Source organism: Parashewanella spongiae (genome assembly GCF_004358345.1).
Classification (GTDB): Bacteria; Pseudomonadota; Gammaproteobacteria; order Enterobacterales; family Shewanellaceae; genus Parashewanella; species Parashewanella spongiae.
In genome coordinates, this window is the sequence record NZ_CP037952.1 from 845,860 (window position 1) to 868,153 (window position 22,294).

18 protein-coding genes and 2 pseudogenes are annotated in these 22,294 nt (G+C 39.4%); 9 read left to right on the forward strand and 11 right to left on the reverse strand.

The window, feature by feature from the left end:
- Nucleotides 1-210: 210 nt before the first annotated feature.
- Nucleotides 211-564 (reverse strand): hypothetical protein, encoded by a 354-nt coding sequence (locus tag E2I05_RS03020; RefSeq protein WP_133309464.1) that lies wholly within the window; start codon nucleotides 562-564, stop codon nucleotides 211-213.
- A gap of 332 nt (nucleotides 565-896) precedes the next feature.
- Here E2I05_RS03020 and E2I05_RS03025 point away from each other — a divergent pair, with 332 nt between their 5' ends.
- Nucleotides 897-2,366 (forward strand): ISKra4 family transposase, encoded by a 1,470-nt coding sequence (locus tag E2I05_RS03025; protein WP_133309465.1) that lies wholly within the window; start codon nucleotides 897-899, stop codon nucleotides 2,364-2,366.
- Here the strand turns inward: E2I05_RS03025 and E2I05_RS03030 are convergent.
- Entirely contained in the window at nucleotides 2,349-3,503 is a 1,155-nt protein-coding gene (locus E2I05_RS03030) for a hypothetical protein (RefSeq protein ID WP_121855244.1), read from the reverse strand. The genes E2I05_RS03025 and E2I05_RS03030 overlap by 18 nt on opposite strands.
- 539 nt (nucleotides 3,504-4,042) lie before the next feature.
- Nucleotides 4,043-4,639 (reverse strand): putative adhesin, encoded by a 597-nt coding sequence (locus tag E2I05_RS03035; RefSeq protein ID WP_121855243.1) that lies wholly within the window; start codon nucleotides 4,637-4,639, stop codon nucleotides 4,043-4,045.
- Nucleotides 4,640-5,189: 550 nt separating this feature from the next.
- Here E2I05_RS03035 and E2I05_RS03040 point away from each other — a divergent pair.
- The 5 genes and pseudogenes from E2I05_RS03040 (at nucleotide 5,190) to E2I05_RS03050 (ending at nucleotide 10,305) form a co-directional block, all read left to right on the forward strand.
- On the forward strand, nucleotides 5,190-5,519 hold the full coding sequence (locus E2I05_RS03040; protein WP_121855242.1) for a 5-carboxymethyl-2-hydroxymuconate Delta-isomerase: 330 nt from the start codon (nucleotides 5,190-5,192) through the stop codon (nucleotides 5,517-5,519).
- A gap of 143 nt (nucleotides 5,520-5,662) precedes the next feature.
- Nucleotides 5,663-5,764: pseudogene (locus tag E2I05_RS22910) on the forward strand (transposase); the annotation flags it as partial.
- 78 nt (nucleotides 5,765-5,842) lie between these two features.
- Nucleotides 5,843-5,929: pseudogene (locus E2I05_RS22915) on the forward strand (IS1 family transposase); the annotation flags it as partial.
- Nucleotides 5,930-6,002: 73 nt separating this feature from the next.
- Entirely contained in the window at nucleotides 6,003-6,401 is a 399-nt protein-coding gene (locus tag E2I05_RS22920) for an IS1 family transposase (RefSeq protein ID WP_425325194.1), read from the forward strand.
- Nucleotides 6,402-6,546: 145 nt separating this feature from the next.
- The gene (locus tag E2I05_RS03050) at nucleotides 6,547-10,305 is read left to right on the forward strand and encodes a pentatricopeptide repeat-containing protein (RefSeq protein WP_165905581.1); all 3,759 of its coding nucleotides are present in this window, start codon (nucleotides 6,547-6,549) and stop codon (nucleotides 10,303-10,305) included.
- 87 nt (nucleotides 10,306-10,392) lie between these two features.
- Here E2I05_RS03050 and E2I05_RS22925 read toward each other — a convergent pair whose 3' ends face one another.
- From E2I05_RS22925 to E2I05_RS03065, 4 genes are all read right to left on the reverse strand, one after another.
- Entirely contained in the window at nucleotides 10,393-10,698 is a 306-nt protein-coding gene (locus tag E2I05_RS22925) for an IS66 family transposase (protein ID WP_376707888.1), read from the reverse strand.
- 15 nt (nucleotides 10,699-10,713) lie between these two features.
- Nucleotides 10,714-11,286, reverse strand: a complete 573-nt coding sequence (locus E2I05_RS22250; RefSeq protein WP_207805340.1) for a hypothetical protein — start codon at nucleotides 11,284-11,286, stop codon at nucleotides 10,714-10,716.
- 799 nt (nucleotides 11,287-12,085) lie between these two features.
- Nucleotides 12,086-14,275: a S9 family peptidase gene (locus E2I05_RS03060; protein WP_243641090.1), complete on the reverse strand. Its 2,190-nt coding sequence runs from the start codon at nucleotides 14,273-14,275 to the stop codon at nucleotides 12,086-12,088.
- Between the two features lie 714 nt (nucleotides 14,276-14,989).
- A complete protein-coding gene (locus E2I05_RS03065) occupies nucleotides 14,990-15,934 on the reverse strand; it encodes a LysR family transcriptional regulator (protein WP_121853963.1) in 945 nt (314 codons plus the stop codon).
- Nucleotides 15,935-16,052: 118 nt separating this feature from the next.
- Between E2I05_RS03065 and E2I05_RS03070 the strand changes: the two genes are divergently transcribed.
- From E2I05_RS03070 to E2I05_RS03080, 3 genes are all read left to right on the forward strand, one after another.
- On the forward strand, nucleotides 16,053-17,231 hold the full coding sequence (locus tag E2I05_RS03070; protein ID WP_121853962.1) for a multidrug effflux MFS transporter: 1,179 nt from the start codon (nucleotides 16,053-16,055) through the stop codon (nucleotides 17,229-17,231).
- Between the two features lie 123 nt (nucleotides 17,232-17,354).
- Nucleotides 17,355-18,770: a hypothetical protein gene (locus E2I05_RS03075; protein ID WP_121853961.1), complete on the forward strand. Its 1,416-nt coding sequence runs from the start codon at nucleotides 17,355-17,357 to the stop codon at nucleotides 18,768-18,770.
- Between the two features lie 156 nt (nucleotides 18,771-18,926).
- Nucleotides 18,927-19,892, forward strand: coding sequence for a class 1 fructose-bisphosphatase (locus E2I05_RS03080; protein ID WP_121853960.1), 966 nt, complete (start codon nucleotides 18,927-18,929; stop codon nucleotides 19,890-19,892).
- A 182-nt stretch (nucleotides 19,893-20,074) separates the two neighbouring features.
- On the opposite strand, the gene E2I05_RS03085 is transcribed toward E2I05_RS03080, so the two are convergent.
- The 4 genes from E2I05_RS03085 to E2I05_RS03100 all read right to left on the reverse strand — a co-directional run bounded on the left by E2I05_RS03085 (nucleotide 20,075) and on the right by E2I05_RS03100 (nucleotide 22,282).
- Nucleotides 20,075-20,524 carry a GNAT family N-acetyltransferase gene (locus E2I05_RS03085; RefSeq protein ID WP_121853959.1) on the reverse strand — a complete coding sequence of 150 codons (450 nt, stop codon included), beginning with the start codon at nucleotides 20,522-20,524 and terminating at the stop codon, nucleotides 20,075-20,077.
- A 183-nt stretch (nucleotides 20,525-20,707) separates the two neighbouring features.
- Nucleotides 20,708-20,938, reverse strand: a complete 231-nt coding sequence (locus tag E2I05_RS03090) for a DUF7661 family protein (protein ID WP_121853958.1) — start codon at nucleotides 20,936-20,938, stop codon at nucleotides 20,708-20,710.
- A 13-nt stretch (nucleotides 20,939-20,951) separates the two neighbouring features.
- Complete coding sequence (locus E2I05_RS03095) at nucleotides 20,952-21,131, reverse strand: glycine zipper domain-containing protein (RefSeq protein ID WP_121853957.1); 180 nt, start codon at nucleotides 21,129-21,131, stop codon at nucleotides 20,952-20,954.
- Nucleotides 21,132-22,030: 899 nt separating this feature from the next.
- The gene (locus E2I05_RS03100; RefSeq protein ID WP_121853956.1) at nucleotides 22,031-22,282 is read right to left on the reverse strand and encodes a hypothetical protein; all 252 of its coding nucleotides are present in this window, start codon (nucleotides 22,280-22,282) and stop codon (nucleotides 22,031-22,033) included.
- Between the last annotated feature and the right edge of the window lie 12 nt (nucleotides 22,283-22,294).

The following is a 22,294-nucleotide window of genomic DNA, read 5'->3' on the forward strand; positions in this document are numbered from 1 at the left end:
CATCACTGCTCACGCCTTGAACAGATAAATGCTCAAATAGCACAAAATTTAATTCTGAAAGATCAACAGACCCTAGTGCCTTTGCTTTTTTCTATAAAAGTCGCTGGTATGACAAAGCTTGGTACTTTTTAAATCGCTAGATCCTTAAGGTAAGTAGTGGCTCTGAAGGAAGTTTGCTTCAGAGCCATATGTTTTAATAAAAAAGCAAAATCAATATGTTGGGTTAGTAACGATAATTGAACCTTGGTCTTTCGAAAGTTCTACATCTTTAAAGAATTCCTTAAGGAATGGAAAGAGATTATCTCTAAGCACCACGCCATTGTTTTTTCCTGTTATTACTTGTTGAAAATCCGTTTTGTTTTTTATGTGATGTTTAATCAACACCATAGCAACGTATAGTGAAATGCCGCTGCTTGCTTCATCTTCAAGTTTTTGATAAATATATTTAGCATGAAGGTTGAGTGCTTTATTTATTATACCAAGATTGGTCAGAAACAACTTATATTTGAGACCTTCTTCTACGATTGACTGGATCCAGTCAATGTCTTTACTCAGGTAGGCCATTTCAGAACAAAATTGAATGCCTATGACGGTTAGATCTTTAGCTAATGTAGGGCAAGCTATGATAGCTTCCCAAGCAGCTTTTCCTTCACGAAAGTTTGATGTAGCAAGGCATAAATGAAGGAATTTCCCATGAAGAAGAATGTTGGGAGTAAATGCTTTTTGTGACTGAGCTTCTTGCCATATTAATTTGGGTGTAGATCTTTTTGATCGACGAAAACCATGAAAAGATCATTAATTATCAATTGGATGGGTTTAATAAATGGTGCGAAAGGAGCAATTTTATAGTACTTATCAGTTTCCACACACAACAAGTATATAAAAAGGCTCCTTTCATGAAACTAGCATACTCAAACTCACTCGAATTTTCATTCTTTTCTGAAGCCAAATTGCAATTTGAACGTATTATTTCGCACCTCGAAGACGAGCAAGTTAAGCAAGAGAGCCATGGAGAAGTTGAAGCCTATATCGATACCGAAGGAACTGAGTTGTTGCGGTGTTTATTACAGGGTTTCTTAGATATCAAAACTGCTGAAGAGCCCCGTCAGCAAGTTTGTTCCAACCGTGACATTGCATTGAATCATTTGAAAAATAACTGCAAACGAAACTTAGAAAGTTTATTTGGTACCGTAACGATGCATCGAAAAGGTTACAGTCAACGTCGGTGTGATAGCGTGTTTCCAATGGATGGTGAGCTGAATCTTTCGAAAGATAAATACTCTGATGGTGTACGCCTAAGACTCGCTACAGAAGCAGTCAAAGGCTCATATGATGATGCAGTAAGCTCAATAGATACCACCACAGGTGCGCACGTGCCCAAGCGACAAGCAAGGCAAATTGTGCAGGATATTGCACAAGATTTTGATGGTTTTTATCTCCAGCAGAGATACCTTAAGCCAGAAAATACATCTGATTTACTGGTATTGACTATGGATGGAAAAGGCATCGTTATGCAACCTAATAGCTTGAGAGAGGGCACGCAAAAAGCAGCGAAACAACAGAAGCTCAAAGGACGCCTAAGTGCTGGAGAAAAAAAAGACCGCAAACGAATGGCAGAAGTTGCAGCGGTATACACCACCAAGCCTTTGCATCGTACCCCAGAATCAATCATGTCTAGAAACGATAATTCAAATGTTCGTCCATTACGTGTGCCACCAAGAAATAAACGTGTGTGGGCAAGCGTAGAAAGAAGCGCTGCGACTGTGATTGAAGAAGCATTTTTAGAAGCTCTGGAACGAGACCCAACTCAAAGCCGTCAGTGGGTTGTACTCGTTGATGGTCATCCTCATCAGCTAAAACAAATTTATCGGGTGATGAAGAAACTCAACATCAATGCAACGGTGGTCATGGATTTCATCCATGTGCTTGAATATCTCTGGAAAGCGGCGTGGTGCTTATTTGAAAAAGATGATCCAGAAGTCGAAGATTGGATAGAAAAGCGAGCGACTGAAATCTTACGAGGTAATGCGTCACAAGTAGCAAAAGGCCTTGGGATCAGTGCAACAAAACGGAAATTAAAACAACGAGAAGGCATTAATAAGTGCATCGGTTATCTATTGAGAAATAAATCAAGATTAGAATACGGTAAAGCGTTAGAGCAAGGTTTCCCAATTGCTAGCGGTGTCATTGAGGGAGCTTGTCGTCATCTGATTAATGATAGGTTGGATATCACTGGAGCGAGATGGAGTCTTGAAGGTGCAGAAGCTATATTAAAACTTAGGTCGTTAAGATCGAGTGGTGATATTGAAAAGTATTGGGAGTATCACAAAAAGCAATCCAAACAGAGGTTATACAGATGTGGATAACTTCGTCGTTTTAAAAGACCCACACCCTATTAATTTACCACGACTCATGTTTTTAGATAGAACACAAGCGGTCAGATAATTGCTGTAAGTGAACCAATTTGGCTGCCAATTTTTAACAGTAATGGTTTTGTGTAAAAAATCAGCAAATGGCAGGTGTTCAGCACAATTGCATGACATTATCAGTGAGTTAAGCGTTCTTAAATTGAATTCGACTTTATTACCTTCAATCCAATTCCACACATCAAAAGCCGAGTGATAATCGTGAAAAGTACTACAAGCGTTTATAAATGCATTAATTGCGACAATTCCCAAATTTGTTTCAGAGTGGCTATTTAATAAACATTCTTTTGACTCGCCCCAGAGTTCTTGTGCTAAGGGCTGATTACGAGAATGTCTACATATAGTGAATAAACAAGCATAGGTTTTAGCTTCTGGTTTGATTTTCTGGCGTCTCATATACGCGATAATTTCATTCAAATGTTCAAAATCACGCATTTCAGTCATATAGAGTAAGGCTTCATTTATCGCTCTTATTTCAAGTACCATTCCTTTTGAAAGCATAGTTAGGAGTATATTCATGTACTGTTCAAATTGATTTTGTGCTTTGCAGACAGCCATATATGAGGTGCATGCACAGAATTTTGGAAAATACTTTGAGCTAGGGTTTGTGAGTTCTAACCAAATATATTGCGCGCTTGAAAAGTCATTACTTGTTGAGCAGTTTTTGAAAAATGTAGCAAAAACTCGCCCTGTGAATTCGTTAGAACTGTTGTTCCAAACTTCTTTTATTTGTCTGATAATAAAAATGCCATTTAAAGGAGAGGTTTCTTTTCGAATAATACTACAAGCCATTTTGTCGACATCTTCATGAGTAATGATTTTTTCACTAAATAGCTCCATCATTGTGTCAGCCGTAGTAAAAAATTTTAAATGAATAATTTTCAATTCTTCAGAAGACAAATTACTGTAGGCACAAAACAACGCATAATTTGGGTCAAAACCAGAGTTTAAAAATAATAAGTACTTTTGAGCTTCTACTTTGTTGACGTTTAATGTAGCACTGACGAACTCAAAATGAGTGACAATTTGTTGAAATTGAGTTTGTGGTCTAAATATGCCTGCAGCTACAAGAGACATGATCTGAATCTCAATTTTATTACCTTTAGTGACAGTTAATGGTAAATATCAATTTGAATAAGTCACGTTAAATGAGCTTAATATTATGCAAAGTATGAGTCGTCGAGGCAACTATTGGGATAACGCAGCGATGGAAAGGTTCACCATCAATAAATAAAGAAAAATGGCAGACAAAATCCCCAGTTATACCAATTACAGTAATTAACTTCCCCCTCAGCAAGAGCTAAAGGATTTCAGTACAAGGCGCAAGTTTGAAGTACTATATACCCTACGGCCGCCATACAAAACTGGCGTACAACGCACTTAGTGCTTTTGTCAGGATAATTCAAAAACTTGTAACCTAGTAATGGAATCCTATAGCCTTGCCCTTCGGGAGCTTGTATGTGTCCAAATTACTACGCAAGACTGTCTCAACGTAGCAATGTAATAACGACAGTTTTGTATGTCGGTAATAACTATGTCTTCATCAATTTCACTTGTACTTTGAACACATACATAGCTCTGAGCTGGGAATTTAATTACTGTAATTGGTATTAGCTTTATTTAGGAGCGCTGTAAGTACGAATGTTTTTTTCTAAATTGCTAATACAATCATGGCCACTAGGTTTAAAAAGGGTAAGGCTTGAGCAGCGGCAAAAGGCGCAGAGTATAGCGCTGTAACTGAACTCACTGCTTTCCTGCTCCAGTTGCATGACGACGTCTTTAAGTGTCATTGAATTAAAAGAATACCAAGGACGCTTATCTATGGTGGCCAAGGCAACAGGTCGTGTTTCAGGCAATGACCCGAAATTCTCCATGTCCTGATTTTTAGCCTTAACCCAGCTTCCAAACCAAACAGGAGAGAGATCAACCATCTCATCAGGATCTTCGAAATTGCTGAGATCATAGTTTGGGCATGATGCGCCACTTGAATATATTTCGTAAGGGTGAGTGTCCAGCTTGCTGAAATTGAGAACATTGATGTCCCTAAGAGCCGTTCCATCTGGGCAATAAAACCAGATTTGTGTATAGAGGGGAATAATAAATGGAGTTCCCCCTTGACAACCGTGTGCGGATAAAAGCAGCTGCGCTGCAGGGAATTCAGGGTTGTAGTGAATCGTTAACCCACCACGGCAGTATTTTTTAGCATTTGGCATTTACATAACTCCTGCTTAAATATTTATGATGGAATGGAACAATTTAACGGCTCTATTTGAGTGTGAGCTAAGTAAGGAAAATTGAAGCTCTTTTTTATTTTAATAATTAGTCTATTTTTAAAAGCACCATCTTTGAATGCATAAAGTACGGCATTATTTCCTTAGTTTTTTGCACTGTAAACTCCTTAGCTGTATTCCACAAGCTTTGACGAGCTTATTAATTTGATGGCTGACCCCAACGGCAAACGTAGTATCAGCAAGATGAGTGATGGATTTTTCTTGCACAGTACAATTTACATAAACACACATAAACAATGCCATCTTCTGCGTTTTTCCCGTGAAGCTTGAGAGATAACGCAAAGATTTTTTCAACACTTTGAGCAGATCCCTAGGTTACTTGTTTGATTTTATATAAATTCAATGTGTTAACTCCAATGAGCTGTACTGTTCCCTCCCTTAACTCATCAAAGCCATTTAGATTCGGATGTTTAATAAGGTACTATGAGGCGATATAAACAAGTCAATTTTATCAAATTCATAGGACTACACAGTGCCACATTGCATTATTGAGCATTCTGATGATTTTAATTCCTCTATACTCGTAGAGGCTGTTTTTAAAGGAGCATTGACGAGCCGACTGTTTGAGAGCCAAGACATCAAAGTAAGGGCTCAACCTTTTTCACATTATCAAGTTGGATTTAAACGCAGTGCTTTTATTCATGTTACGTTAAGAATGATGTCTGGTAGAGGGTACGAACAAAAAGTAAATTTAGTGCAAAGTGTTGTTGAACAGCTTAAAGGGTTAAATTACGATGAGGTTTCAATAACCACTGAAATACAAGAAATCGATGAGCGTACTTACTGTAAGCAGCTTGTGTAATAATTAGGCTGTGTGAAGTGAACGAATAGTTCAGAAACAAAAAACCGACGGTAGCGGGCTGAAGCAGTGAATTGATCTATCATGGTTGCACTCTAGTTTCATTTATTTTAGAGAATATCATGCGTCACTCTGTAGATGTTCAATGCCCTCACTGTCAAAGTACTTCAATATCAAAAGCAGGAAAAAGCCCAAAGGGGCAGCAAAGATATTTATGTACCAACTCTGAGTGCCCGAAAAAAACATTCTTACTTCATTATGTTAAGCGTGCTTGGGAAGATGGAGTAAAAGAAACAGCCATTGACATGGTACTTAATGGTAGCGGAATAAGGGATACAGGTAGAGTGTTAAATATACACAAGAATACAGTGATAAACGCCATTAAAAAAAAGAAAAGAGCATTGTCCACGTAAATCCTAATTACACTCAAAGAGATAGCAACTCAAACATTGAAATCGATATAGAGTTGTCTGGGAAGAAGCAGAGATCGATGAGCAATGGTCATTTGTAGGTAAAAAGGTTAACCAGAGGTGGCTATGGCATGCCATAGACCATAGTACGAATACAGTTGTAGCTTATGTCTTGGGGAAAAGAACAGACGAGGCGTTCAAAGAGTTACAGACATTGCTCGAGCCACTAGGCATAAAGAAATATTATACCGATGACTGGGGTGCGTATAGGCGTAATTTGCCAACAGAACAGCATGAAGTAGGAAAAACTAATACCCAAAAGATTGAGAGGAAAAACCTCAATTTTAGAACTTGGATTAAAAGGTTAGCACGAAGAACGATTTGTTTTTCAAAGTTAGAAAGTATGCACGATACGGTAATAGGTTTGTTAATCAATCGAGTAGAATTTGGGATTGATATTCATGCCTACCACTAAATTAGCCCACTACCCGGCTCCCCTGTGCGGTGGATAATCTTCTGTTATACATTTATAGAATGCCTTAAAGCTGAATATTTTTGTATTTATCATTTCAGTGCGTTATTTCTTAGCTTGTTAATTCACTCACTTAATGAGTAATGTGATGGCGACAGTGCGCACTCCTGCTGAGCAACAATCAATATATAGATTCATGCTCAAAAGTCTCCAAGAATACCCTAGCGAAGCCGTATCCTATCTAAAATTTGAGGTTTCAAGGTTTGATGGTGATGAATACTTACAACAGTGTTATCAAAGACTAAGCAAAACCGATAGACAAAATTTGTATGATTTTTTTAACAATAAATCATCGTCGACTCGCTCTTACTCTCGTACACAAGATGCTCATTATTGTAAGAGACCAAGTAATCCATGCCGACGTTTTGCAACTGAGTCCCGCTCTATTACTCCAAAATCGAGCTCTCGATATACCAAGCAAATACAGCAACCACCTTCCTCCCCTGATCCCTTTTTTACTCAGACCAGTGCGCTTATTCACTCTTGGAAACTTAAACAGAAAAGCAAAAATAAACTGGGTGTTGAGTTAAATACATTAATTGGTGGTTGCACTAAACTTTCGCAGCTTATTGAAATCATTCACAGCCTAAAAAACGACAAACAGGTCATGGAAACATCATGGGACATAAGGTTAATCCATAAATTGTTACACAAAGCGGCCGAGTTTCCTGACAGCCATTCATCTAATTTCGACGGCATTTTTAGTGACATAACACGATTTAAATCGTCCTATGAATCGAAAACATGCATACTATTACTGAAATTAATTAAGTTGAATCTAAATTTTTCAGATGGCAAAAGATTGGTGCTAGGCAATGCCGCTGAAGCTAGCTTAATGCAAAAATGGGGCATCAAGCCTAATGTTGCTATTTACAATGCCTTTATCACGGTATGTGCTAAAACCGGCCAGTTTGACAGTGCTTGGCGACTGGTGCGTGGTGATAAGCCTGTGATGGCACCTCACTTGTCATTAAAATCCAATCAAATCACCTGCATGAATTTGCTGACGGTCTGCGCTGAAATGGAGCGTTATGCAGAAGCTAAATCATTGGTGTTGGGCGATGGCGATACAGCCAGCTTAATGCAACAATGGGCCATCAAGCCTAATGTTGCCATTTACAATGCCTTTATCACGGTATGCGCTAAAACGGGTCAATTTAATAGTGCTTGGCAACTGGTGTGTGGTAATAAGCCCGTGATGGCACCTCATTTGCCACTAAAGGCAGATACAATCACTTGCATGAATTTGCTGACGGCCTGCGCTGAAATGGAGCGTTATACAGAAGCCAAATCATTGGTGTTGTGCGATGGCGATACAGCCAGCTTAATGCAACAATGGGGCATCAAGCCTGATGTTGCCGTTTACAGCGCCTTTATCACGGTATGCGCTAAAACTGGCCGGTTTGATAGTGCTTGGCAACTGGTGTGTGGTGATAAGCCCGTGATGGCACCTCATTGGTCATTAAAAGCCAATCAAATTACCTGCATGAACTTGCTGACGGTCTGCACTGAAGCGGGGCGTTATGCCGAAGCAAAATCATTGGTGTTGGGCGATACAGCTACAGCCAGCTTAATGCAACAATGGGGCATTAAGCCTAATGTTGCCATTTACAATGCTTTTATCACGGTATGCGCTAAAACTGGCCAGTTTGATAGTGCTTGGCAACTGGTGCTTGGTGATAACCCATTGATGGCACCTCAACTACCACTAAAGGCAGATCCAATCACCTGCATGAATTTGCTGACGGCCTGCGCTGAAATGAAGCGTTTTACAGAAGCCAAATCATTGGTGTTGGGCGATACAGCAACAGTTACATCTACAGCCAGCTTAATGCAACAATGGGGCATCAAGCCTAATGTTGCCATTTACAATGCCTTTATCACGGTATGCGCTAAAACGGGTCAGTTTGATAGTGCTTGGCAACTGGTGTGTGGTGATAAGCCCGTGATGGCACCTCATTTACCACTAAAGGCAGATTCAATTACCTGCATAAATTTGCTGGCTGCCTGCTCTGAAACGGGGCATTACTCAGAAGCCAAATCATTGGTGTTGAGCGATGTCGCTACAGCTACAGCCAGCTTAATGCAACAATGGGGCATCAAGCCTGATGTTGCCATTTACAATGCTTTTATCACGGTATGCGCTAGAACTGGCCAGTTTGATAGTGCTTGGCGACTGGTGTGTGGTGACAAACCCGTGATGGCACCTCTTTTACCATTAAAGGCCAATCAAATCACCTGCATGAATTTACTGATTGCCTGCGCCGAAATGGAGCGTTATGCAGAAGCCAAATCATTGGTGTTAGGCGATAAAGGTACAACAAGCTTAATGCAGCAATGGGGCATTAAGCCTAATGTTGCCATTTACAGTGGCTTCATCACGGTTTGCGCAAAAACCAACCAATTTAATAGTGCTTGGCAACTGGTGTGTGGTGATAAGCCCGTGATGGCACCTCATCTACCACTAAAGGCAGATCCAATTACCTGCACGAATTTGCTGACGGCCTGCGCTGAAACGGGGCGTTATGCAGAAGCCAAATCATTGGTGTTGGGCGATGGCGATACAGCTACAGGCAGTTTAATGCAACTGTGGGGCATCAAGCCTAATGTTCCCATTTACTGTGCCTTTATTATGGTATGCGCTAAAACGGGCCAGTTTGATATTGCTTGGCAACTGGTGTGTGGTGATAAGCCCTTGATGGCACCTCATCTACGACTAAAGGTAGATTCAATCACCTGTATAAATTTGCTGATTGGCTGCGCTGAAGCGGGGCGTTATGAAGAAGCCAAATCATTGGTGTTGGGTGATGCTGATACAGCTAAAGACAGCTTAATGCAGCAGTGGGGCATCGAGCCTAATGTTGCCATTTACAGTGCCTTTATCACGGTATGCGCTAAAACTGGCCAGTTTGATAGTGCTTGGAAACTGGTGTGTGGTGATAAGCCCGTGATGGCACCTCATTTGCCACTAAAGGCAGATTCAATCACCTGCATGAATTTGCTGGTTGCTTGCGCTGAAACAGGGCGTTATGCCGAAGCCAAATTATTGGTGTTGGGCGATAGCGATACAGTTACAACCAGCTTAATGCAACAATGGGGCATCAAGCCTGATGTTGCCATTTACAATGCTTTTATCACGGTATGCGCTAAAACTGGCCAGTTTGATAGTGTTTGGCAACTGGTGTGCGGTGATAAGCCCGTGATGGCACCTCATTTGCCACTAAAGGCAGATTCAATCACCTGCATTAATTTGCTGACAGCCTGCGCTGAAACGGGGCGTTATGCCGAAGCCAAATCATTGGTGTTGGGCGATACAGGTACAGCCAGCTTAATGCAGCATTGGGGCATCCAGCCTGATGTTGCCATTTACAATGCTTTTATTAAAGTATGTATTAAGGCTAAGGAATTTGATACTGGAATATGGTGTTTAGAAAAAATAATGAACAAATGTAACATGAGTACTCTTTCACAAATGCACACTCAACTTGCGCCGCTGGAAAAAGATAATTTCGCAAGCATGATTGATAAAGGGATAACACAAGGAATTTATAAAAAAAATGTTGGTTTAACGAATCACTGTATCAATTTGCATATGGATAAAATCTTCGAAGGACATTCAGACAATGGTACACATATTCGAGGTGTTCCATTAGTTTTCGCAAAACTCTTATTTTGTTACCACAAAAAAAACAATGAACCCAACATAAAATCGATCATAACTGGATACCATGGCAATAATACGTTAAAAAATGGAATGATAAGTTTTCTCAAAGATGAATTTGAACTTGAGTTTATCGAGGATAAATTCAACTCAGGAATGATAGTATTGAGCGAGTCTAGCCATTAACTTGATACTAGCGAGCACACTTTTTAGTATGTTCACGTCATAAAACAACAACCATATTATAATGTTAAATACATTTTTGGTAATTTCTCAATAACCCGTGGCAGCCCTCGTTTTTTTTAGCACCAATTCTCCCAAGGATGGAATACTATTGCTCATTGAAAGTCGATCCTGAAGATATTGCCAAAACGATATTTTCAGTTTCCGACAAGTCTTCTTTAGACTGGAAAATGTATCCCTACATTGTCGCCCTAAATCACTTCTCGTCCCACCGCTGATTTTTCGTCTCTTTACATGTTCCCTTAAGTCGTTTTCACTGTCGTTGGTGTGAAGTGGTATTTCTGGTCGGTCTAATACTCGAAGCAATGATGATTTATGTTTATGTAATCGCTTCAGTTGTTGATTGAGAAGCTAATAACTGGTTTTTTGAGTGAAAATTCGCTCAAACTCCTTTTCTAACTCTGTTTTCTTGCTGGGTTGTGGTTGAGCTTTATACCGTTTTAAATCTCGATATAGATCCCAAATTTCACCTCTAACCTTTTTGATGTCTTCTCGGTGCGCTTCATTCAATGGCACAAGCTTATAAACTAAGCGTTCAGTGTGAACCCAGCACAACGCATGAATAAGAACATTAAATTGACCAGCACCGTCACTGACAACAACCAGTGATTCAATGGAGTGTATCTCAATAGCTTGCGCTAGTAATGCGCCTTCAGTAGCGGCATGCATGTGGTGCTTTCGAGTGATGTTCAACTGGTTAAGATGTGCATCCCACTTTTCTTTGGTTTCAAAAAATTGGCAAGGATGGTTGGCAAGTTGCTTTCTTTGGACTTCTGGTAGCTTGTACTCTTTCATATACTCAAAAGCCGTAGCATTTAGCTTGTAGCCCTGCTGTTGACCGCAAAGAATTGAGAGAAAGTTAATTCGACTTTTGCTATCCGAACTTTGAAACCAAGCGAAAAACTCATTACCAATATGAGTCACATAACCATTATTCCCTAAGTGACTTCCACCAGTATCATCAGTCGTAATGTAACCAGTACTGCTCAGGCCTTTATCCTAGAAACATCAGTTGACTGCGTTCTCAAGCATAGAAAAAATGGCTGATAGTAAGGCGTAGCTTGCAGCAAGTAGTTATTCTACTTGCAAAAGTTACAACGCAGATAGCAGTCATTTTAGCAAGCTTGTGAGCGTAGAGCACTTCACTCATTGGGTGAAAGCCATGATGATAAAGTCATCTTATTGACTCAAACAATTACTCATATACTCAGCGTTCAACTGATGTTTTTAGGTTGATGAGTTAGCTTTCAACATCGTTAGGGTGGCACAGGGGCCTTAGTAACTGCGACGCACTAAACGAATTTGGGGTCAAAAAATAAGTTTACACATATAACTGACATTGCGCACGCGGAATAGTTATGTGGTTAAGGTTGAATAAAAAATCACCTTTTATCTGTGTTTTACTTAAAATTTACCGATATGAACATTTTCACAACGCAAAAGTGAGTAACTATTCATTAATTTTGGGTTTTCAATAGATGTGCTCAATGTCAGATATAAAAAATGGGCAATTGATGAGGTACTGAATTTCCCATTATTAACCTTTCTTAGGGACGTGGCGGAAGAATGTATACCAATTTTATCGTCACTCCTGCGAACGCAGGAGTCCAGAGTCTTTGGTTAATTTGGGCACAAGTCGCTGGATACCTGCGTTCGCAGGTATGACAAATTAAGCGTTGAAATTTAAATTGGTATTATTTGAACTGCGACATCCCTTACCACATTACTTTAGCTGTCTTTCAAGAAAATCAGCCAATGAGCGATACAAATGGTTTCTCACTTTCTCGCCACGCATCGAGTGCTTAGATCCCGGGTAATCAATCATCTGAAATAATTTCCCTTCATCTTGCAACGCCTTGTAGACACGTGTGCTGTTTTCAAACAATACGTTGTCATCAGCCATACCGTGATACATCAACAAACCAGACTGGTAGCCTTTCACATAGGGCATGATACTGCTGGCATCATAGCCTTTTTTATTTGAAACAGGGTTGCCTAAATAACGTTCGGTGTAATGAGTATCGTATAAACGCCAGTCTGATACTGGTGCGCCTGATATAGCGGCTTTGAAGTAATCAGGCGCTTTGAATAAACTCATGAGTGCCATGTAGCCACCGTAACTATGTCCATAAATAGCAATATTATCGCCATCAACGTAAGGTAGGCTTCGCAAGTAATCGACACCTACTTTTTGGTCATCGACTTCAACTTTACCTAAATGATGGTATATCGCGTGCTCAAACTGAGTACCACGATGCGCACTGCCACGATTATCTAACTGAAATACAATAAAGCCTTGCTGGACAAGATACTGAGTAAAGTAATCTTGTTCACTCCAACTGTTGGTTACCAGCTGTGCATGAGGTCCTCCATAAACTCGTACGACAACAGGATATTTTTTGGCAGCATCAAACGGAACGGGTTTAAAGATTCGGCTATAAAGGGTTTGTCCATCTTCAGCTTTAAGTTTGTTAAATTCAGGAGTACGCCATAGACCTGAATGGTCAAATATAGGGTGACCTTCTACAACAGCATTTTGTTCAACCCATGTTATTTTTTCTCCAACAGCGTCGTGCAGGCTTATCTGAGGCGGCTGAGTTAAGCTGTTAAAATAATCGAGATAAACGCTCTTTTCTTCTGCAAACACAGCATTGTGCATACCCGATCTGCTGCTGATCTTCTCTGGCTCGCCGCCCATAAGAGGAACACGATATAAATGGCGTTCAGTTGGTGTATCTTTACGACCACTAAAATAAACCCAGCCATTTTCTTCATCCACATGCTCTAGGTTATCAACTGCCCAATCTCCTTGGGTCAATTGAGTTTTTACTTTGCCATTGAGGTCATACAAATATAAATGAAGATATCCATCACGCTCAGAGGCCCAAATAAAGGCATTTTGTTTTTCTAAGAAATATAAATCCTTATTAAGATTGATCCACGCTTTGCTGCGTTCAGTAACCAGCACTTGTGATGAGTCAGGCTTGTTGGTTGAAACTACTCGAAGTTGTAGATCTTTTTGATCACGGCTTTGCCATTGGAATGACAGTTGTTCGCTTCCTGGTAGCCACTTGACCCTAGGCAGATAAATATCCTGCTCTTTGCCTAAATCGATCCAAATTGTTTTTTTAGAGCCGATATTAACAACACCTAATGCAATTTTTACGTTATTTTTGCCCGCATAAGGATAACGTTGCTCAGTAAGTTTAATACCATCCGCATAAATTTCGTTACGGGTTACCTGTTCGACGTCGGATTCATCAACGCGGGTAAAAGCAATTTTTGATTCATCATCAGACCACCAATAACCGGTATAGCGGCTCATTTCTTCTTGAGCGACAAATTCAGCCATACCGTTTTTAATCGCACCGCCACCATCTTTAGTAAGAGGCTGTAGTTTATTGTTTGATAAGTCGAGGACAAATAAATTTTGATCACGGACAAAAGAGACAAACCGTCCGTTTGGTGATAAACGTGCATCTGTGGCAAAACCTTCATCAGTGGCAAGTTCAGTGACCTTTTTGTCGGCGAGTGAATAATAATAAAGTTTGCCTGCTGAGGGAATTAAGACCGCTTTGCTGTCAGCAGACCAATCGTATTCCATGATACCTTGGCCGTAGATGCGCTGACGTTCCCGTCTTGCTTTTTCTTCATCTGAAAGTTCTCCACCAGCCAACTTGTCAGCGTTTACTAAGATGCTGGTCTTTTGAGTTGCGACGTCCATTTGCCATAAATCATAAAAACTTTGGTTATCGGCACGACCCACAAGATAAGTGACACGCTTACCGTCTGGCGAGAGTTTTAGTCCTCTTGGGCTCGTACCGGCGAGTGCTGGAGAAGCATTAAAACGTTCGATCGTAAGCGGAGACTTATTACCATCCATGTGTGTTTCCATTGCATGAGCATTTATCATCGGGGCATTTATTAACAAGGGTATGCTTGCTAATAGGCTATTTATCCAAATTTTGTTCATTATTATTCTCATTCATTATGTTTTTATTTTGTTCAATTCAGTTCTATTTTGCCAAAACTGGAATGAATTTGCATTTCAATTATTTATGCTTGTTGAACTATGGATTATCTTAGAGGCTGTTGATTTTTCAGGATTAAATTTTATGCTATTTGAGCATTTATCTGTTCAACCTAGAAACATCAGTTGACTGCGTTCTCAAGCATAGAAAAAATGGCTGATAGTAAGGCGTAGCTTGCAGCAAGTAGTTATTCTACTTGCAAAAGTTACAACACAGATAGCAGTCATTTTAGCAAGCTTGTGAGCGTAGATCACTTCACTCATTGGGTGAAAGCCATGATGATAAAGTCATCTTATTGACTCAAACAATTACTCATATACTCAGCGTTCAACTGATGTTTTTAGGTTCAAGGCGTGAGCAGTGATGCTTAGCCATCTAAGTGAGCTGGTCACAACACAGAACAGTGAATGCTCAAAAGCATCGAAAAAAGAGAGAGCGTAAATTGGTAGCTCTTTCTAAATAAAAGGTGCTGCGTTATCGTTTTCTTATTTGGAAACGAAGTAACGACAGTTTTGTATGTCGATAATAACCATACCTCACAAACTCTACCTTGCATAAAATAACCAATTTATCGCTGCAAAAACAATCACGAAAGATCAACAGACCCTAGGAGGTGGCTGTTTTTTTAAATTATTAATAATCAGCTCTCTTAACCATTTATGGCCAAGATCATGTTCAAAGTGCTGATTCCAGATCAAGAAAAATGCTCCAGGAATAATGTTGATGGGTAATGGAAGTACTTTCAGTTTATGAATTTGAATCATCTCTTGTACTTGCCGATACGGTGCACAAAGTAATAGATCACTGAATTCACATAGACGAAATGCTCCTTGGAAATCAGGCATTTCAATTGCGATGTCACGATGCAACTGTTGCTGAAACAATACTTCATCTAATACCCAACGGCTCGCGCCACCGCCTGTAACTTGTATATGTCGGTATTGAATGAAAGTGTCTAAATTCCAAGGTTGAGTCAATAGTGGGTGGTTCTCTCTTACTAAGCAGACGGAATGATCTTGAATGAGTTCGGCATAATGTAAATCTGGCTCTAGTCTATCAATATGTAATTCAGAGCGAGGATCGTGCTCTCGACAAGTGATGCCAAACTCAATTTCACAATTGAGAAGTTGCTCAATGGTATTTTGATCCCAAGTTTGTATGTTTACTTTAACGTTGTTTGCCGTAGCCAGTATCTCAGGCATGAACTCAGGAATAATATTGGCATAGGCTAGTTCAATCATATCAATATGAAATCGTCTTGAACTCTGTGCTGGTATAAATTTATTTGGACGAGTGAGTTGTTCAACATTTTGAAGTAGCGGTTTAATACTATGGGCAAGCTCTATGGCTTTTGGGGTTGCAATTAAACGGGAAGACTTTCGAGTTAATAGTGGATCATTGAACATTTCTCTAAGTTTTGCCAAGTGTTTACTTACCGCAGATTGACTCAAGTTGAGTCTCATTGAGGTCGCCGTAACACTTTTCTCTTCTAGTAGGATATCTAATACCCTAAGGAGATTTAAATCAAAAGATTGGTTCATAACGCTTCCCTCTATCACTATCATTATTCCATTGTGGAATGATACGGATTCACATAAATCATTACTATTCATACTACTTGAGTTCATATAATAGGGCTATCAGAGATATGGAGTTGATATGAGCAAGTTACGTTTAATGATGATTTTTATCCCTATGGTGATTTTTAGCCCATTGGCGATTGATATTTTTTTACCAGCATTGCCTGAAATGGCAAGCAATATGTCGACATCAATGATCAGTATGCAATGGACGATAACTTGCTTTATTTTAAGTTTAGGAATTGGGCAGCTAATCTTCGGGCCGCTTTCAGATCGTTTTGGTCGCCGTCCAATCGCTTTAGGTGGTATTATTGTTTATGGGATCAGCGCATTATTGATGTCGATGATTCATCAGTTTGAATGGCACATAGCTTTGCGTTTTCTTCAAGGTATCGGGGCTTGCTCAATTGTGGTGACAGCCTATTCGAGTGTCCGAGATCGGCTTAACACTACTGAAAGTAGTGCCGTATATAGCTATCTAAATGGTGCAATTTGTTGCATTCCAGCTTTAGCCCCCGTGCTGGGGTATCACTTAAGTCGTGATTTCGGCTGGGAAAGTACATTTCTCTTTATGGCAGGGTTTGCCGTGATTTCTGGCTTGCTGATTTATTTCACTTTCGATGAGTCAAGACCAGCCACATCAACCAGTAACAGTCAGTCAATCTCATTTGCGAATTATCGAGCAGTCCTTGCTGAGTCTAAGTTCACCTTTCATGCGATACTAGTCATGTTGGCGATGTCGATAATCTTAGCTTATGTCAGCAGTGCTCCAGCCTTACTGATGGATAAATTAGGGTTAAGCCAAGAAGATTTTACTTTTTGGTTCAGTGTTAACGCTGTGGTATGTATTGTTGCCAGTATTATCGTGCCCCATATCGCCAAGAACCTAGGTGTTAAAAGGGCTATTGAATTAGGTCTTGTATTACTGATGGGTGTAGGTGGGCTGCTTATTGTGCAAGAAACTATTACATCAGCTGTAAATTACATGATACCTGTTATTGTCAGTTCTATCGGCTTCTCATTATTAATGGGAGTATGTACAGGACAAGCACTGTCGCCGTTTAAGCATACAGCAGGAACAGCCGCTGCTGTTTTAGGGTTTATTCAAATGAGTGGCGCGGCGCTATTGGTGACATTTATTCAAGCTATGGGATTTGGTGCAAGTGAACAATTGATTTTACTGTCCATATTGGTTTTATGCACATACATTTATTGGAAAATCCCCAGATTCAATCGCAAAATCTTAGCGCATAATTAAACGTGCTTTAAAACTTAAAGTATGTGAACTTGTATCTTAAAAATCATTAATTTTCATTTAACTAAGTGATTACTTAAGCCATGATAATATCGATGTAAATTATGATCGTAAAGGTTAAACAGAATGGTACCAGCTATACAGATACCAGTTTTAGGAGAATCAGAAGGGGTTTCAACAACGAATTTAACTCCTAATGAAGAAGATCTTTTTTGCTGTGATCAATCGAGTACCGTTTATCAAACCCTGACTCCAGTGCCATCGGAAGTAGACGATGCCGTAAAGTCCTTTTTAAGCACTTCTATGGAAAGTATTGGGTGTTTTCATTTTGAACAGGATTGTTTTTTTGAAAAGTATCACTGTGCAAATTTCGACTTACAAACATCAGCAGTTCAAAGCCATACTGAAGAGAGCTGCCAGAAAAAGATTTCAAATATTAGCGATAAAATCCCTGAGCTTAGGGGAAAGCTAATTTTTTGGTTTAATCAAATTTTAATTGTCAGCCCTGAGAAAATATCTAGCCCTTTTACTCGTTATCATTCTTTATTATTTCATTTAGAGAAAGCTGCTATCGAACAGGGCGGTGCGTTAGGTGACTTTGAAAAAGCTAAGCCGATGCTTGTGCCAAAAAATTGTGCAGAAGCAAAAAAGTTACACTGTGAATGTACAAACTACTTAAAACGTGTAAATTTCCCAGAAGATCGACAAACAATATTTGAATATCAACTTGAAGAGCTTAGATGTTCGACAATCAGTCATCGTCAAATTAATGCGTTAAAGCATTTGCTTACTACTATGAAAAATGAGCATAGTGAGATGAACGTAGCGAGCATCATGACTGAGCTAACGGAATTTACTCAGGCATTTGAACAAGAGGTTTTTGGATTATTAATCAGTAAATTACAAGCTAGAAAAAATGAGTTTTTATCGAAACATTACGCAGAAACAATGCCGAAAATGAGTTCTGTCGCAGCATTTAAAGAGCAACAAGCTCAAATAATCGAAAACGTTGTAGCTAATAAAGTTGAATGTGAGAAGGTTTGTCTTGTTATTAATCAGTTGAGTCGTGTGTATCCTGAAAAAGCAGAGGCGTTCACCGCTGAATTCATCGACGATTATTTAGCATCAACTTCTATTCTTTTTCTTGGATTGAGATTGGAAAAATATGCAAAAGTTATTGATGAATCACGCCTTCATATTTTAAATAAAAAAATAAAAGTAATCAAAGCGTTGGCAAAAGAGATTTCTAAATTAGAAGCTGAAAATGCTTGTATTTCAAGTGTTGCCAATGAACAAAGGCAAAGTGTTATTCAACTAGAAATTCCAGACTCTGAGTGTCTAAAGAAATGTGAACGTTTAATCAATATCATTAAATTGGTCATTGAGGGTTTAAAAAAGTTGTCTTTTTATGAAAGTGCTCAGCTGTACTCCACCAAAGATATTTTGAACATAAGAGCACAAATAATATCGATTTTTCAAAAACCACTGTCAGATGAACAAATAGCAAAAATTTTGGCTTTTGAACCTCAATATTCACTTTGAGGTTTATTGCCAGAGTTATACCTGTGATTTTCGAATATGCATCTTCAGGTAATAGGGTACTAAATTTAAAATAACTGTTTTTCGTTGTGCTATTTTGTAGCAAGCTCATGTATGATCGACCAGCAGAAAAAGACCCTTCTCTATTAAGGATTTGAGATGCAAACCTTTACTCAATATGTGGCTGGATCAAATATAGATACTAGCCTCAAACAGTTGCTTCATACTCTTGTTAATACTTCAAAAGAAATTAGTAAAGCCGTAAGTCACGGAGCGCTTGCAGGCGTATTGGGCGAAACAGAGCAGCAAAATGTTCAAGGGGAAACCCAGAAAAAGCTTGATATCATCACCAATGATATGCTCAAAAATGCATTAGACAATGATTTAACCGTTAAAGGCATCGCTTCTGAAGAAGAAGATTATGTGGTGGCGGCTAATGAAAATGGTCAGTATCTCGTTTGCTTTGATCCACTTGATGGCTCATCTAACATCGATATTAATTCGTTAGTGGGGACGATTTTTTCGGTATTGCCAGCAACAGAAGATGAGTTGACCGAAGCGAGCTTTTTGCAAAAAGGGTGTAATCAAGTTGCTGCTGGGTATGTGTTATACGGCCCATCAACCATGTTAGCTCTGACAACCGGTAACGGTGTGCAAATGTTCACTCTGCATCCAGAAACCAACGAATTTATGCTAACAGAAGCTCAAGTTGCTATCCCTGTAGACACTAAAGAATTTGCTATTAATATGTCGAATCAACGCTTTTGGCAGCCAGCCATGCAAACTTATATTAATGACTTGATTAAGGGGGATACGGGTGTGCGGCAAAAGAACTTTAATATGCGTTGGATAGCGGCGATGGTTGGAGATGTTCACCGTGTTTTATCACGTGGTGGTATTTTTACGTATCCAGCCGATACCAAAAATCCTAAAAAACCGTTTAAGCTACGTTTGATGTACGAGGCCAATCCTATGGCTTTACTGGTTGAACAATCTGGTGGTCTTGCATCAACAGGATATGAGAACATTCTTGATATTCAGCCACAAGAGATTCACCAACGGGTTGCTGTCATTCTAGGCAGTAGCAATGAAGTTGAAACGTGCTTGAACTATCACGCGCTATAGATTTGATTTGCTAAGAGGAATCGTGTCCTCATAGGGATCTAGCGTTTTAGAAAGTACCAATCTTTGTCAAACCTGCGAAGGCTGGTATCCAGTGACTTTTATAGTAAAAAGCAAAGGCACTAGACTCCAGCTTGCGCTGGAGTGACGAGAACTTATCGGTATACTTTCTTCCGCAACTTTTCTTAGCTCTTATACTTTCCTTGATATTTAGTTTTAGATACCATGTGATATTCATAGAAATCTTCACCAACTATCTTAAAACCTAATCGTAAATACAGCTTAAGTGCAGGGTTATCTTTTAACACAGTTAACGAAACGCTTTTAGTGCCTGCTCTGTCTTGTATTTGCTCAATAATCCCTTTTCCAAAACCTTTATTTTGATGTTCTGGCGCTATTTGAAGCTGCATGATTTCAATATTAGTATCAGTAGACTTGTACTTTAAAGTCCCGATTAAGGCACCCTCAAAATAGGCTAAATGAGAGCAGTCATATTCATCATCGAGTCTTATGTCATGCTCACGTTCTGATAGATACTGACCTGAGTTTTCTAAATGTTTGACCATGGTTGATTTGCGCAGTTCAAGCAAATAACTTCGATCTGACAATGTCGCTTTTTGAAATTTAAATACCATGAACTTCCTTTGGTGCTAATTCAAACGAGTAACGGTTAAGGGACGTGGCGGAAGAATGTATACCAATTTTATCGTCACTCCTGCGAACGCAGGAGTCCAGAGTCTTTGGTTAATTTGGGCACAAGTCGCTGGATACCTGCGTTCGCAGGTATGACAAATTAAGCGTTGAAATTTAAAGTGGTATTATTTGAACTGCGACATCCCTAAGTCGTTTTGTGTGGCGTTTTCATGGAAAATATCAGCTAAATAGGTGGTGAGTTCGGACTCATTTAAGTTTGAAGGGATCACAACGTCATAAACTCGTGTACGTAGTCCTGTGCCTGAATCTACAAACAGTAGCCATTCATTGTTCTTTCTTTGAACCGCCATCGATTTACCAAATACGTTGAATTTTATCAGTGTCTTTACTGGCATGATTTTTAAATTTTCACTTTGATTTGTTATGCTTAAATGCAGCTCCAAAGGCCGAACCCAGTGCGATACCCAGGCTAATCCAAACGCTCATGTCGCCAGTGATTGCTCCAATAGCGGAACCTAAGGCCACACCAAAGCAAAGACCTAGTGCGATAGGCGTGTTTTCATTTTTTGAGTTTTTCCATTTACTCATAAATTTCCCTTTTGATTACATTACAAATATTAATAGTATTATCAGATTCAAGCAGCAAAGTATAATACCAATTACAGTAATTAAATGCTCAACTCAGAGCTATGTATGTGCTCAAAGTGCAATCGAAATTGATGAAGGCATAATTGTTACCGACATACACTGCTGTCGTTATTACATTGCTACGTCAAGACAATTTTGAGAAGTATTCTTTATCCTAAATAAATCGGTTGGGAGCGTTCATATACGCAGAAAAAATTACTGATAGCAAGGCATGAATAGCAGCAAGTAGTGGTTCTACTTGCAAAATTTATAACGCAGCTAGCGGTGGTTTTGACAAGTATATGAATGTTCAGCACTCACCTGATGGGTGAATTAGGGTTGTTTAATTTTGTATTTAACATCAATAGATTAAAGCTAAATTGTGCGTTCAACCGTTTTATTTAGGTTTATAAACCTAGAAACATCAGTTGACTGCGTTCTCAAGTGTAGAAAAAATCGCTGATATTAAGGCGTAGCTTGCAGCAAGTAGTTATTCTACTTGCAAAAGTTACAACGTAGATAGCAGCCATTTTAGCAAGCTTGTGAGCGTAGAGCATTTCACTCATTGGGTGAAAAACATGATAATAAAATCATCGTATTGCTCAAACAGTTACTCATATACTCAGCGTTCAACTGATGTTTTTAGGATAAACCAAAGTGAGCACGTACAAGCTCCCGAAGGGCAAGGCTAAAGGGTTCCATTACTGCGTTACAAGCACTTGAATTATCCCGACAAAGCACTAGGTGCGTTGAATGCCAGCTTTGTATTGCGGCCGTAGGGATATAGTACTTCGAGCTTGTGTCTTGCACTGAAAACCTTTATCTCTTGCTGAGTGAGAGATTAATTATTGTAATTGGTATTAGTTATCATCTGAGCTGAATAAACTCACTAAACCTTGAAATAACATATTTAAAATACCATTGGCGGCATCTTCACTGTTTGGAGAAGTATCTTGATGGCGACTTGATGCCTTTTGATTGCGAGATTGATGGCTTTCTTGAGCACCTTTAGCGAAGTCACCAAGTGATTTTTGAGCTTGTGAACTGGTGCAACCAACAGTTAAAGCAGAAAGTAATACGAGCACTAAAAAATTAGAATAAGCTTTATTCATAATGTCACATCC

Excerpts from the sequence above, each read along its gene's own strand:
- E2I05_RS03020 (WP_133309464.1), bottom strand. The coding sequence starts at position 564 with ATGGCCTACCTGAGTAAAGACATTGACTGGATCCAGTCAATCGTAGAA.
- E2I05_RS03025 (WP_133309465.1), top strand. The coding sequence starts at position 897 with ATGAAACTAGCATACTCAAACTCACTCGAATTTTCATTCTTTTCTGAA.
- E2I05_RS03030 (WP_121855244.1), bottom strand. The coding sequence starts at position 3,503 with ATGTCTCTTGTAGCTGCAGGCATATTTAGACCACAAACTCAATTTCAA.
- E2I05_RS03035 (WP_121855243.1), bottom strand. The coding sequence starts at position 4,639 with ATGCCAAATGCTAAAAAATACTGCCGTGGTGGGTTAACGATTCACTAC.
- E2I05_RS03050 (WP_165905581.1), top strand. The coding sequence starts at position 6,547 with ATGGCGACAGTGCGCACTCCTGCTGAGCAACAATCAATATATAGATTC.
- E2I05_RS03060 (WP_243641090.1), bottom strand. The coding sequence starts at position 14,275 with ATGATAAATGCTCATGCAATGGAAACACACATGGATGGTAATAAGTCT.
- E2I05_RS03065 (WP_121853963.1), bottom strand. The coding sequence starts at position 15,934 with ATGAACCAATCTTTTGATTTAAATCTCCTTAGGGTATTAGATATCCTA.
- E2I05_RS03070 (WP_121853962.1), top strand. The coding sequence starts at position 16,053 with ATGAGCAAGTTACGTTTAATGATGATTTTTATCCCTATGGTGATTTTT.
- E2I05_RS03075 (WP_121853961.1), top strand. The coding sequence starts at position 17,355 with ATGGTACCAGCTATACAGATACCAGTTTTAGGAGAATCAGAAGGGGTT.
- E2I05_RS03080 (WP_121853960.1), top strand. The coding sequence starts at position 18,927 with ATGCAAACCTTTACTCAATATGTGGCTGGATCAAATATAGATACTAGC.
- E2I05_RS03085 (WP_121853959.1), bottom strand. The coding sequence starts at position 20,524 with ATGGTATTTAAATTTCAAAAAGCGACATTGTCAGATCGAAGTTATTTG.
- E2I05_RS03090 (WP_121853958.1), bottom strand. The coding sequence starts at position 20,938 with ATGCCAGTAAAGACACTGATAAAATTCAACGTATTTGGTAAATCGATG.
- E2I05_RS03095 (WP_121853957.1), bottom strand. The coding sequence starts at position 21,131 with ATGAGTAAATGGAAAAACTCAAAAAATGAAAACACGCCTATCGCACTA.
- E2I05_RS03100 (WP_121853956.1), bottom strand. The coding sequence starts at position 22,282 with ATGAATAAAGCTTATTCTAATTTTTTAGTGCTCGTATTACTTTCTGCT.